At 66.0% G+C, this 12,285-nt stretch carries 10 protein-coding genes; 1 reads left to right on the top strand and 9 read right to left on the bottom strand.

Annotated features, from left to right (window positions below):
• Nucleotides 1-168: 168 nt before the first annotated feature.
• The 8 genes from ASG17_RS12625 to ASG17_RS12660 all read right to left on the bottom strand — a co-directional run bounded on the left by ASG17_RS12625 (nucleotide 169) and on the right by ASG17_RS12660 (nucleotide 7,403).
• Nucleotides 169-930, bottom strand: a complete 762-nt coding sequence (locus ASG17_RS12625) for a winged helix-turn-helix domain-containing protein (RefSeq protein ID WP_056104436.1) — start codon at nucleotides 928-930, stop codon at nucleotides 169-171.
• On the bottom strand, nucleotides 927-2,180 hold the full coding sequence (locus ASG17_RS12630; RefSeq protein ID WP_056104439.1) for a sugar MFS transporter: 1,254 nt from the start codon (nucleotides 2,178-2,180) through the stop codon (nucleotides 927-929). The genes ASG17_RS12625 and ASG17_RS12630 overlap by 4 nt, the downstream gene beginning before the upstream one ends.
• Before the next feature lie 56 nt (nucleotides 2,181-2,236).
• Nucleotides 2,237-3,133 carry an amidohydrolase gene (locus ASG17_RS12635; protein ID WP_056104441.1) on the bottom strand — a complete coding sequence of 299 codons (897 nt, stop codon included), beginning with the start codon at nucleotides 3,131-3,133 and terminating at the stop codon, nucleotides 2,237-2,239.
• A gap of 2 nt (nucleotides 3,134-3,135) precedes the next feature.
• Entirely contained in the window at nucleotides 3,136-4,125 is a 990-nt protein-coding gene (locus tag ASG17_RS12640; protein WP_082496277.1) for an alpha/beta hydrolase, read from the bottom strand.
• Between the two features lie 3 nt (nucleotides 4,126-4,128).
• Nucleotides 4,129-4,878, bottom strand: a complete 750-nt coding sequence (locus ASG17_RS12645; RefSeq protein ID WP_056104447.1) for an SDR family NAD(P)-dependent oxidoreductase — start codon at nucleotides 4,876-4,878, stop codon at nucleotides 4,129-4,131.
• A complete protein-coding gene (locus ASG17_RS12650) occupies nucleotides 4,875-5,735 on the bottom strand; it encodes a fumarylacetoacetate hydrolase family protein (RefSeq protein WP_056104451.1) in 861 nt (286 codons plus the stop codon). Before ASG17_RS12650 ends, ASG17_RS12645 begins: the two co-directional genes overlap by 4 nt.
• Before the next feature lie 9 nt (nucleotides 5,736-5,744).
• Nucleotides 5,745-6,923, bottom strand: coding sequence for an L-rhamnonate dehydratase (rhmD, locus tag ASG17_RS12655; RefSeq protein WP_056104454.1), 1,179 nt, complete (start codon nucleotides 6,921-6,923; stop codon nucleotides 5,745-5,747).
• 159 nt (nucleotides 6,924-7,082) lie between these two features.
• Nucleotides 7,083-7,403 (bottom strand): hypothetical protein, encoded by a 321-nt coding sequence (locus ASG17_RS12660; protein ID WP_056104458.1) that lies wholly within the window; start codon nucleotides 7,401-7,403, stop codon nucleotides 7,083-7,085.
• Between the two features lie 159 nt (nucleotides 7,404-7,562).
• Here ASG17_RS12660 and bglX point away from each other — a divergent pair, with 159 nt between their 5' ends.
• Nucleotides 7,563-9,872 (top strand): beta-glucosidase BglX, encoded by a 2,310-nt coding sequence (gene bglX, locus ASG17_RS12665; RefSeq protein ID WP_082496278.1) that lies wholly within the window; start codon nucleotides 7,563-7,565, stop codon nucleotides 9,870-9,872.
• Between the two features lie 33 nt (nucleotides 9,873-9,905).
• Here the strand turns inward: bglX and ASG17_RS12670 are convergent, their stop codons facing one another.
• Nucleotides 9,906-12,260 carry an alpha-L-rhamnosidase C-terminal domain-containing protein gene (locus ASG17_RS12670; RefSeq protein ID WP_156367862.1) on the bottom strand — a complete coding sequence of 785 codons (2,355 nt, stop codon included), beginning with the start codon at nucleotides 12,258-12,260 and terminating at the stop codon, nucleotides 9,906-9,908.
• Nucleotides 12,261-12,285: the final 25 nt, after the last annotated feature.

A 12,285-nucleotide genomic window follows, 5' to 3' on the forward strand; every position in this document is an offset into this window, starting at 1 on the left:
CCACGCGTTAGCCATCGGGATACGCGCATCTAGCTCCCTCCTCCATTGGTCGACAGTATTAGCGTCAAGCGGCACGCTACCGCGCTTAACTTCCGCTAACCACCCATTGCCGACGTTCAAGACGTCCGCCTCTTGGCTTGAGCCTCCTTGTTGCGCTCCAGCCGTCCTTCAGCCCGGCAGCTCGGGAAAGCGGACCCGAGCGCCCTCGACTAGCAGATAGGGCTCCGGTTGAGGCAGCGGTGTCTTAGAGAGCGGCGGGTGCCAGAAGAGGACGTAGCCTTGGCCGCGAACATGCTCGATCGCGATGTCGGTCTTCGCCGCGCGGAGCTTCGTGCGAAGTCGGCTGATATGCACCTCAAGCACATTGGTCGGGGCAGCGGGCTTCGTGCCAAAGATTTGAGCCTGGAGCACCGCCTTCGGGATGATCTCGCCGGCCGACCGCATAAGGGTGGAGGCGATGGCGCTCTGCACCTCAGTCAGGTCCAGAGGCGAACCCTCATACTCGAACAGGTCGGCCTTCAGGGTGATCTGAAAGCCGCCCCAATCCAGGCCCATCCCGGCCGGCATTAAGGCGTGACGGAGGTGCTGGTCGATGCGGGAGCGGCAGTCCGCCATGGCGAGCAAAAAGGGGCCAGATGCGCGCAGTCCGACCGCCGCCCGGCTCTTCCAAAGCGAAGGCCGGAATAGCGGGATGAGCGGACAACGTGCGTGACGGCGCAGCGCCGTGATGACGTCGTCGTCCTCGCTCGATGCGTCGACCTGGCCCACGATCACCAAGTCATGGCCCGCCGAAGCGACTGCGGTCGCGGCCCCGGCCTTGACGTCCACTGCCCACTCAGGCGTCGCCAGACTGGTTCGAGCGAACGTCGCGAGGTCCTGGTTACGCTCGACTAACAGCACGCGGCGGGGAGACCGCGCCGGATCGGTCATCGGCGGCCGAGCCCCGCGCCTTTCCAGCCATACCAGGCGACGACCACGAAGCAGGCCGCCGGCAGCAGGAAGGCGATGTTCGCGCCGTAGAGATCCGCGATCTTGCCCATCGGCCACGGCAGCAGCACGCCGCCGCCGATCGCCATGACCATCAGTGACGACGCCTTCTTGGTGCCCGCGCCCAGGCCGGTGGTGCCAAGGGCGAAGATGGTCGCGAACATGGTCGACATGAAGAAGAAGACGGCGATCAGGGCGACCGGCGAGACCTTCTCGATGCCTGCCGCGACGATGAGGGTCAGGACGACATTGATGAGGCCATAGGTCGTCAAAAGCGCACGCGGGCGAACACGCAGCAGCAGCGCAGTCGCCGCGAACCGGCCGACCAGATAGCCGATGGCGGCCAGGGACAGCATGAACGCCCCCTGCTGGCTCGTCAGACCCGTCCAGTTGTGCGTGACGAGATTGATGAAGTACGCGCCGATGCCGACCTGAGCGCCGATGTAGAGCGCCTGCGTCACCACGCCCGCGATGAAATGCGGCTGCCTGGAGAGCGAGCGTGCGGGCTGGCCGTCGACCGAGCTCTCGCCGTGATCGGCAAGACCGGTCTCCGGCAGACGGGCCTTCCAAACCGCCAGAGCGAACAGGATGACGGCGACCGCGATCAAGCCGTAGACCACCTGGATCGATCGCGTCGCTCCACCCAGAGCTTCGGTGGTGGTTGGGCTGAAGAAGACCGCGCCGCCGATGAGCGGACCGAAGAAGACGCCGAGCGCGTTAAACGACTGCGCCAGGTTCAGCCGCTGAGAGGCCTTGGCCGGATCGCCCAGCACATTGACGTAGGTGTCGGCCGACGTCTCAAGCACGCACAGGCCCGCAGCGAGGATGAACATCGAGCCGACAAAGGGCATGAACTGACCGACGCCGGCGGCCGGTATGAAGAGCAGCGCGCCGATTGCGGTCAGGATCAGGCCCGAGACGATGCCGAACTTGTAGCCCCGCGCGTGCAGCAGCATGCCAGCCGGAATGCTGATCAGCAGATAGGCCCCGAAGTAGGCGATCTGCAGCCAGGCGCTGTCCGCCTGACTGATCGAGAGCGTCTCCTGGAAGTGCTTGTTCAGGACGTCGAGCAGGCCATAGGCCAGCCCCCAGATCAGAAAGCAGGCGATCGCGAAGGCGAGCGGACCGCGCAGCGATCCGCCGGGCTTGTCGAGGCCGCCCGGCGTGTGGGCGGCGTCCGTTTCGATACTCATTCCCTGGGCTCCTCTTGGGCCTTGCCGGTCTGTGCACGGCTTTGGCGGATGGTTGGTCAGATGCGGTAGATCGCCTCGGCGTTCTCGGCGAACAGCTTGCGTCGTTCGCCCTCGCTGAAGTCGGCGGTGATGGCGTCGAAGGCCGCGTAGAAGGCTTCGAAAGACCCGTGCGCGCGCTCAACAGGGAAGTCCGAGGCGAACATGGCGCGATCGGTCCCGAACACGTCGATGCACTCAAGAACGATCGGGCGAATGGATTCGGCGGTCCAAGACCGGTCGGTGATGCCGAGCCCAGAAATCTTGATCGATACCTGAGGCTGGGTCGCCAGAAGGCGCAGTCCGTTGCGCCACGTCTGCATGCCGGCCGGGTTGCGATCTGTTGGCAGACCGGCGTGGTTGACGATCATCGCCACATTGGGATTGCGGGCGGCCACGATCGCCGCGCTCGCCATCTGCGATGGGTAAAGCTGCAGATCGAACGACAGACCATGCCGCGCTAGGAGGGACAGGCCGGCGGTCCACGCCGGGTTCTGCAAAGGGTCTTCCGGCCGGTACGTCTTCTTGGCATTGCTGTGCCAGCAGACGATCTCGCGTATGCCTCGAACGTTGGGCCGCCCGGCGTGGGCTTCCAGCAGAGCCTCAAGGACTGGATCGAGGAGGTTCGCGCCCGCGACGATGCCCTGCGGCGCGCCGCCGTCGTCGGCGAGCGCTTGAAGCCAGTCGGTCTCGGCCAGTTGCTCGCCGATCGGCAAGCCGCATTCGATATGGACGATCTTGTCGATCCGCCACCTTCCTGCGTCGGCGCTGTAGTCGCCGGGCAGGTAGTTGCGATGCGCGATGCCGCTCATGTCGCCGGCCGGGTTGTTCGGCAGGGGCTCGTCCTGCAGCCAGCTGTAGCGAGCGCGCGAGAGGTCCCAGAAATGGACGTGCGGATCGACGATGCGAAGGGTCATCGTCAGCGGCCCGCCGGCGGCTTGTCGAGATAGCCTCGCGCGCGCAGCCAGGCGTCCAGCGCCTGTGGCCAGAGCTGAAGGGCAGGATCCCCGCCCCCCAGTCCGGTGCCGTGAGCGCCGTGAGCGAAAAGGTGCATTTCGACGTCAACGCCCGCCTCATGCATTGCGGTGTAGAGATGAACGGAGCCCATCACCGGCACGAGACCATCGTCGGTGGTGTGATAAATGAAAGTCGCGGGAGCCTTGGTCGTCAGGGCCGGCAAGGGCGTGACGGCCGCGTAGTCCTCGGGCCGGCAGGACCATCGGGCGAACCCGGCGAAGCGGCAGTATTCCGAATGGCCCGCTACATCGACTGTCGTGGCCTCAAGCCACGGATAGCCGAGCACCAGGAAGTCTGGCCGGCTGGAGACGCGTTCGACTGGATCGCTCGAGGTCGGCGCGCCGTTATCGGACAGGGCGGTCGTCATGGCGGCGAGATGGCCGCCGGCGGAGAAGCCGATCATGCCGATCCGATCCGCATCGACGCCAAGGGCCGCAGCATTGGCCCTGACGAAGCGCACGGCGCGCTCGCCATCCTCGATCGGAACCGGCAGCGGGGCTGCACCACCGTGGCGGTAGCGGAGCACGAAGGCCGTGACACCCCGCGCGGCGAACCAGTCAGCGACTTGCCGGCCTTCGAGATTGGCCGCCAAACCGATGTACGCACCGCCGGGTGCGACGACGACAGCGGCGCGGCTGGCGTGACCGTTCTGAGGCGGGAAGACGGTGAGGGTCGCCGTAGCGGCTTGACCCGCTGGCGAGAGATCGTAGGTGCGCGTTTCAAGGAAGTCGTCGCGCGCAATCGGGGGCAGATCGGGCCGACCCTGCGACGGGCTTTGCGCCAGGCCTGCGCCCGGTGCGCTCAGAAGAAGACACGCGGACGCGGCCAGCGTCCGGCAAAGCATGGATGAGCCCGGTCTTGTGAGCGGCATGAGCTGGCCCTTCTCCGCCATCGGTCAGTAGGTCGTGCGACCGCCCGAGGTGTCGAAGACGGACGCGGTGGTGAAGCTGCACTCTTCGGACGCCATGAAACAGACCATGGCGGCGCTTTCCGAGACTTCGCCGAGACGTCCCATGGGGATCTTCGAGCGCATGTAATCAACCTGGCTCTGCGGGAGCTGCTCGAGGATGGGGCTTTCGAAGGTCGCGGGCGTCAGAGCATTGGCGATGACGCCCTGGCCGGCGAGCTCTTTGCCAAGCGACTTGGTCAGGCCGATCACGCCCGCTTTGGATGCTGAATAGGCGCTTGCGTTCGGATTACCTTCTTTGCCGGCGACCGAGGCGACGTTCACGATCCGCCCGTAGCCGTTAGCCAGCATGAAGGGCACCACCGCCCGGCAGCAGTAGAAGACGCCGTTCAGATTGATGTCGATCACTCGCCGCCAGCTGTCGGCCGGAAACTGGTGAACCGGCGATGTCGCACCGGTGATGCCGGCCGAAGCGATCAGGATGTCGGTCCGGCCAAGGACGGCGTTGGACTCGCGCGCCGCCTCTTCGACCGCCGATTGATCCGAGACGTCCAGCGCCACCGCATGATGCGCGCCGACGGCTTCAGCAGCCTGCGCCAACGCATCAGGATTCAGATCCCAGATGGCGACCCGGCCGCCTTCGGCCACGATCCGCGCGGCCGCCGCCCTACCGAGGCCCGACGCGCCACCGGTGACGATTGCGGTGCGGCCCTCGAAACGCTGACTGAATACGCTCACGCTACGCCATCCTGAGTCCAGGCGATGACGTCCTGGCGTTGCTGTCCGAGTTTTTGGATGCCGAGCGTCATGACGTCGCCGGGCTTGAGGAACACCTGCGGCGACTTGCCTTCGCCGACCCCCGGCGGCGTGCCGGTGGTCAGGATGTCGCCGGGCTCAAGGGTGATGAACTCGCTGACGTAGCTGATCAGCTGGCGCACGTTGAAGATCATGGTGCGCGTGTTGCCGGTCTGCATGCGCTGGCCATTCAGGTCCAACCACATGTCGAGGTCCTGCGGGTCGCCAACCTCATCGGCGGTCACCAGCCAGGGTCCAATCGGGCCGAAGGTGTCGCAGCCCTTGCCCTTGTCCCACTGGGTGCCCTTTTCCTTCTGGAAGGCGCGCTCGGAGACGTCGTTGACGAGCAGATAGCCGGCCACGTGGTCGAGCGCGGCCTCCTCGGTGACGTAGCGGGCGGTCTTGCCGATCACGACGCCGAGCTCGACCTCCCAGTCCGACTTCTGTGATCCGCGCGGGATCATCACCGGATCGTTCGGGCCGTTCAGGCAGGACGTCGCCTTAGTGAAGAGGATCGGCTCGCTCGGGATCGGCAGGTTCGATTCCGCTGCGTGATCGGCGTAGTTCAGTCCGATCGCCAGGAATTTGCGGATCCCGGAAAGGGGCGCGCCAAGCCGTACATCGCCGTCAACCAGCGGAAGGCTGGCCGGGTCGATGGCGGCGAGGCGCGCAAGGCTATCTCCGGGGAGGAGATTGGGCGTGATGTCGGGGACATGGGCGGACAGGTCGCGGACCTTGCCCTCGGCGTCCAGCAGTCCCGGCTTTTCCTGACCTTTGGGGCCGAAGCGGAGCAGTTTCATTAGAAGGACCTAGCGCGCGTATGGTCGAAGAAGGGCGATGTCGCGATTGAGCTCGACGCCGAAGCCGGGCGTGTCTGGCACCTTCAGCTTGCCGTTCACCGGCACGGGTTCGCCGATCAGCTGCGGATGGAACATCGGCACGACTTCATCCGCGCCCGGAGCCATCATCAGGAACTCAGCGAACGGGCTGTTATGGCGCGTGACGACGAAGTGGTAGCTGTAGACCGATGATCCGTGCGGGATCATCAGGACGCCCTTGGCGTCGGCCAGGTCCGAGATCTTGATCAGCTCGGTGACGCCGCCGCACCAGCCGACGTCGGGCTGGATGATGTCGCAGCATTCCATCTCCAGCAGCATACGGAAGCCCCAGCGGGTCGCTTCGTGCTCGCCGGTGGTGACTAGCATGCCTTTCGGCGCATTCTTCTTGAGCGCCTGGTAGCCCCAGTAGTCGTCAGGGCTGAGCGCCTCTTCTATCCACTTCAGACCATGCTCATGCGCCGCGTGCGCCAGTCGCGTGGCGTAGTTCAGGTCCAACGCCATCCAGCAGTCGAACATGAGCCAGAAGTCGTCACCGCAGGCGTTCCGCATGGCTTCCAGCTCGGCGAGGTTTTTCTTCAGACCTTCCTCGCCCTCAGCCGGGCCGTGGTGCAAAGGCATCTTGCCGCCGATGAAGCCGAGCTCCTTGGCCTTATCCGGCCGCGCACCGGTGGCGTAAAACTGAAGCTCGTTGCGGACCGCCCCGCCCAGCATGGCGAAGACGGGCTCTTGCCGAAGGCGGCCCAGCAGATCCCAGAGCGCCAGATCCACGCCGGAGATGGCGTTCACGACCAGCCCCTTGCGGCCATAGTACTGGGTGGAGAAGTACATCTGGTCCCAGATCTTCTCGACCTCGGACGGGTCCCGACCTTCGAGGAAGCGGGACAGATGATGCTCGACGATGAAGGCGGCAGGCTCGCCGCCGGTGGTCACCGCAAAGCCTACGACGCCGTTCTCGGCCTCGATCTCCACCACAAGCGTGCCCAGCACATTGATGCCGAAGCTACGGCGGCTTTGACGGTACTCGGGATACTTCGACATCGGCGTGGCGATGTGGTCGTCGATCCAATGGCCATCCGATTGGTCGTGATAGTCCGCGCCGCCGCCCCGAACGACGAACGCGCGAACCGCCTTGATCCTCTGAAAGCCCATGCCGTTTCCCCTGCGGTGGCGCGATTGGCTCGCGCTCAAATTCCACAATCTAGGACACGTGATACATTTGTGGGATTTAAGTGGTCAACCGCAAAGCGCGGCGCGCAACAAAAAAGGGGCGCTCTCGCGCCCCTTTTCAACAGTCGTCGCTGGGTTGGGTTAGTGGCCCATAGCCTTCAGGTCGGCGTCCAGCGCAGCCAGCTTGTCGTCGGTGAAGGTGTCGGCCGCATAGGCTTGAACATCGCGCAGCGTCATGGAGCCAGCCATGGCCAACTGGTCTTCCTGACCCTTCATGTCAGGGAAGTGGCGGTAGACAATCTCCATGGCCGCCGGGTTTTGCAGCAGTTCGTCGATCGGCGTGGTCTCAACCGAGACCGCCGCAGCCTGCGCGGCCGGGGCCGGAGCCGGCGTCTGGGCGAAGGCCGCGGATGCGCCGATCGTGGTCAGCGCGAGCGCGGCGAAGATGGGAGCGAATTTCATGGTCGGTTCCTGAACGCGTTTCCTGGGTTGTTCCCTGCCGCTCATTCCGCATGGTCCTGCGGTCAATTCAAGGCGAGATGCGTCGATCTGGCAGAAAAGTGAGATTGCATCCCACATAACGGACCATTAGCGTCCCGGCAAAACGTGGGAGGCATCTCTATGCGCACGCATCTCTTGGCTGGCGTCTGCGCCGCAATCTTGTTGGGAGCGGCGTCGGCGTCGGCGTCGGCGTCGACGGCCGCCTCGGCCGTGGCGGCTCCCCCCTCCGCTACAGCGATCTCGGAACAGGAGGCCGGTCGCCGCGCCGACGCCCTGATCGCCCAGATGACGATCGAGGAAAAGGCGGGCCAGCTGAGCCAGCAGTTCATGTTCGCGCCCAATGCGAACTTCGAGAACCAGATCCGCGGCGGCCAGATCGGCTCGCTGCTCTTCGTAACCGATCCGGCCGTCATCAACCGGATGCAGCGCATCGCGGTCGAAGAGACGCGGCTTAAGGTCCCGCTGCTGTTCGGCTACGACGTCATCCACGGCTTCCGCACAATCTTCCCCGTCCCGCTGGCGATGGCGGCGTCCTTCGACCCGGCCTCGGCCGAGCGCGCGCAAGCGGTCGCCGCGGCTGAAGCCCGTTCAGTCGGCATCCACTGGACGTTCGCGCCCATGCTCGACATCGCCCGGGATCCACGCTGGGGCCGGATCGTCGAAGGGGCGGGCGAAGACCCCTATCTCGGAGCGGCGATGGGCGCAGCCCAGGTGCGCGGCTTCCAGGGGAGCCACCTTGGTGCTGAGGGCCACATCATCGCGGGACCGAAGCATTTCCTCGGCTATGGCGCACCGGACGGCGGCCGCGACTACGACGGCGTCTACCTGTCCGACGCCGAGATCTACAACACCTACCTGCCGCCGTTCCGCGCGGCCATCCAGGCAGGCGCAGGCAATGTCATGAGTGCCTACATGGACCTCAACGACATCCCGGCCTCCGGCAATAGCTGGTTGCTCAACGACCTGCTGCGCGGCGAGCTGGGCTTCCAGGGATGGGTCGTCTCCGACGCTAACGCCGTGAAGAGCCAGGAGGTGCAGGACTTCGCCGCGAGCCGGTCTGACACGGCTGTTCGCGCCGTCAGCGCCGGCAACGACATGGAGATGTCGATCGGGCGCGGAGCCTTCGCCGAATTGGCCGCCGCCGTACGGGATGGACGCCTGTCCGAAGCGACGCTCAATCAATCTGTTCGGCGCATCCTCATCGCCAAGATCCGCATGGGACTGTTCGAGCGGCCCTACGTCGATGAAGCGGACGCAGCGCGGGTGTTGGCGTCGCCGCAGCATCGGCAAGAGGCCGAGCATGCGGCCGCCCAGTCCTTGGTTCTGCTCCGCAACGAAGGCGGCGTCCTGCCGCTGACCGCCGGAGCGCAGCAGCGGGTAGCGGTCATCGGCCCCTTGGCTGACGCCCCCAACGATACGCTCGGCCCTTGGGCCTTCAAGTTCGACCTAGAAGAGACGGTATCCGTCTTCGAAGGCGTCCGGGATCGGCTCGGATCACGCGCCACGGTCGAGACAGCGCCAGGCGTGGATCTCCAGCGTCGCTTTGCGTCGCCGTTCGCCGCCATTCGCCCCTCCGCCAAGCCTTGGGAGGCCGGCCGCGCCGAAGCCGAGTTCGATCGCGCTGTCGCTATGGCCCGGCAGGCGGATGTGGTCATCATGGCCTTGGGCGAGAGCCAGGAAATGAGCGGCGAGAAGGCGTCCCGGTCGGACCTGACGCTGCCGGGCGACCAGCGCCGTCTACTCGACGCCATCTTGCAAACGGGCAAGCCCGTCGTCCTCGTCCTCCAGAACGGCCGCCCCCTGGATCTGACCGGCATCGTCGACCGCGTCCCTGCCATTCTCGAGGCCTGGTATCCGGGCACGCGCGGTGGTGCGGCCGTGGCGGCCGCATTGTTTGGCGACGCCAATCCCGGCGGCAAGCTGCCGGTGACCTGGCCGCGCTCGGTCGGCCAAGTGCCCATCTATTACGGCCACAACACTACCCAGGCCCCGAACGATCAGGACGAGCGGTACTGGGATGAGCCCTCTACGCCGCTCTACGAGTTCGGCTACGGCCTGAGCTACACCTCATTCGACATCTCGGAGCCGACCGTTGCCGGCGAGGTCGGTCCGTCCTCGGCGGCGACGGTCAGCGTGACCGTCCGCAATACGGGCGAGCGCGCGGGCGACGAGGTGGTGCAGCTCTACGTCCACCAGCGCTCCGGTCGCGCCTCCCGGCCGGTGCGCGAACTCAAGGGCTTTGAGCGCGTGTCGCTGCGCCCCGGCGAGACCCGTACCGTGCGGTTCTCCCTGGACGAGGCCGCCGTCCGTTACTGGAACGCGGGCACCCGATCCTGGGTGATCGACCCGGGCGTCTTCGATGTCTGGGTCGGCTCGAGCTCGGCCGCGCAAGGCCATGCCGAGTTCACCGTGGCCGGTCAGCCGCGATAAGGCGGCAAGGCGCGCGGCCCAGCCGCGCGCCTCCTACTCCCTCAGGCGGATGCGGTTGCGTCCGGAGCGCAGCGGGCGTTCCTGACCCTTCCACTCGAACACGCCCGTCACGCCGCGCGGCAAGGTGATGTCCGCGCGCAGGCGGCGGCCGTCCCGCTCATAGCGCGTCTCAATCAGCCCCGCCGGGTGTGCGGTGGCGGCGTCGAGGTGTTTCAGCTCGCCAAGGTGCGGAGCGACCCTGACCCGCGCATAGCCGGGCGCGTCCGGGCGGACGCCCGCCACGATGCCCAAAAGGTCGCTCGTCGGATGGGCGCTCCAGGCGTGGCTGTCGGACCGGCTGGGATCGGGGTTCTCCGGCCACGTGGTGAAGTTCTGACGCAGCAGGTCGCGCCAGGTCTGGAGCACCGGCAGGTAGCGATCAGCGAGGCCCGCATGCTCAAGGGCGCGCACCAGATAGAACGAGAAATAGTAGGTGGTCCCCGTGATGCCGTCCGGCGCGTCGATGCCTGACGCGGTCATCACGCGATCCAGGATAGCCTGCTGCTCGGCCTGCGGCGCGACGTCATACAGCACCGCGAGCACATTGGCGTGCTGGCTGAAGGCCGTCTTGTCAGGCGTGTCAGCGTACAGCCCTCGGGCCGGATCCCAACATTGGGTTTGAATAGCCTGGCGCGTCGCCTCGGCCTTGGAGGCGTCGTCCTCCGCACGCGCGGCATCGCCAAGCGCATGCTCCAGTTCCGCGCTCTGCTTCAGAGCGCCGAGGTAAAGCAGGCTTATGATGCAGGAGTCTGGCTTGGGAGCATCGGTGCGCCGAGGCTGCTCGCTGAGACCCGGCCGCCAATCGATGAAGAGCCAGCCCGGCGTCTGCCGCACGAGGCCGGTCGAACCCACGTAAGGCGCGTACCAGTCAAGGACGGCGCGTGCCCCCGGAAGCGAATCTCGCACGACGCGGGTGTCAGCCTGCATCATCCAGTGATCGTGCAGCATGCCGACCCAGAGGAGGGCGAACGGCGGGATGGAGTTTGTCGTGCTGGAAGGCCACGCGGCCTGCGGCAAGCCGTCGACCACGCGGGACTGATCAAAAGCACGCAGAGCCTGGTCGGCCAGCCGGGCGTCGCCTGACACGTCGTAGGAGACCACCGCCTGGATGCGGGTGTCGCCGATATACTGGAGCTGCTCCCAGTAGGCGGTGTCCATGTAGGTTTCGTGCGCATCGAACTGGATGGTGTTCCAGCCGATGCGCCAAATCGTGTTCAGCTCGGGATCGTCGCTTTCGAAGCGCGCCTTCTGCTCGAACGGGAAGCCCGTCTCGAAGGCGTCGAAGCCATTCAGCGTGAGAGGCTCATCGGCCGTGTGGATTTTCAGCTCAATAAAGCGCCCCGCGCGCCACCACAGCGACCGGAAGATCTGCTGCTGACCGCCGGCGGGCAGGAAGGTGTCTGTGAGGCCAAGCGCCCGTCCATCGCCCACCGCAGCCCGGTCGTGAAGCCGCTTACGCTCGCTGTCATAGAGCGCCTCGGTATAAGTGGCTTCGATCTTCGCGCCTGCGCCATTCGATGTCGTGAGTTGCGGGTAGACGGCGGCGACGCGGCCGAGATCAAGCAGGAGGGACGCCGCTGTGTTGGCCGGTATCACCACCGGCCCTTCGAGGGTTTCCTCAGCCGTGACGCCCGTCGCGCGGACGATGCGTGCGGGCGGCAGCCGGTCATACCGCATTTGGGGCAGAGGGTCGGCCATCAAGGTCCAGGGAGCCGATTGGTCCGCCGCGACCGCTGGGGTCGCCGTCGTCCAGTCGCCGCTCTCCGCGCCCAGATTCCAGCCGGACAGCACCTTGGAGGCGTCGTGCGTTTCGGGAGCCCCAGACACGTAATAGGTGGGCCCGACGGCGCGAAGCAGTTGGCTCATGCCAGGCGCGGTCGAGCGGCTGGGATCGACACGCACCCGCCAAGCCGGTCCGGTGTCCAGCAGCGACGCCAGCGCGCGATCGACGGTTTCGAGCCGGAAACCAGTCCGGTCCGAGACCTGGGCCGCCGGCCGGTTCCGGCCGTCGTTCCAGACTTCCGCGGCGACGACGTTGCGGCCGACCCGCAGATAGGGCGCGAGGTCCAAGGTCTCGTAACGCCAGTGGCCCAGATCGCCGCGCGCGGGCCCTGCGCCGAGCCGCTGACCATTGACGTAGAGAATGAAGCGGTTGTCCGCCGTGACGTTGACCTGCAGCGATGCAGGAACGCGCGGCAGGTCAATCTCGCGACGGAACTGGAGCGTGACCGATTGGCGCGCCTGCGCGTCGGTCGGAGCCTGCGATTGGGTGATCCACTCCTGCGCCTGAACCTGACCGCTCAAGGCGAACAAGACGACACCGGCCAGCAGTCCAGCGATACGGGTCATGCGATCATCCACTCTGCACAAAGAC

This window comes from Brevundimonas sp. Leaf363, assembly GCF_001424025.1.
Lineage (GTDB): Bacteria > Pseudomonadota > Alphaproteobacteria > Caulobacterales > Caulobacteraceae > Brevundimonas.

What these genes read in the sequence shown, in the direction of transcription:
- ASG17_RS12625 (WP_056104436.1), bottom strand. Translation starts at nt 930, where the DNA reads ATGACCGATCCGGCGCGGTCTCCCCGCCGCGTGCTGTTAGTCGAGCGT.
- ASG17_RS12630 (WP_056104439.1), bottom strand. Translation starts at nt 2,180, where the DNA reads ATGAGTATCGAAACGGACGCCGCCCACACGCCGGGCGGCCTCGACAAG.
- ASG17_RS12635 (WP_056104441.1), bottom strand. Translation starts at nt 3,133, where the DNA reads ATGACCCTTCGCATCGTCGATCCGCACGTCCATTTCTGGGACCTCTCG.
- ASG17_RS12640 (WP_082496277.1), bottom strand. Translation starts at nt 4,125, where the DNA reads ATGGCGGAGAAGGGCCAGCTCATGCCGCTCACAAGACCGGGCTCATCC.
- ASG17_RS12650 (WP_056104451.1), bottom strand. Translation starts at nt 5,735, where the DNA reads ATGAAACTGCTCCGCTTCGGCCCCAAAGGTCAGGAAAAGCCGGGACTG.
- rhmD (WP_056104454.1), bottom strand. Translation starts at nt 6,923, where the DNA reads ATGGGCTTTCAGAGGATCAAGGCGGTTCGCGCGTTCGTCGTTCGGGGC.
- ASG17_RS12660 (WP_056104458.1), bottom strand. Translation starts at nt 7,403, where the DNA reads ATGAAATTCGCTCCCATCTTCGCCGCGCTCGCGCTGACCACGATCGGC.
- bglX (WP_082496278.1), top strand. Translation starts at nt 7,563, where the DNA reads ATGCGCACGCATCTCTTGGCTGGCGTCTGCGCCGCAATCTTGTTGGGA.
- ASG17_RS12670 (WP_156367862.1), bottom strand. Translation starts at nt 12,260, where the DNA reads ATGACCCGTATCGCTGGACTGCTGGCCGGTGTCGTCTTGTTCGCCTTG.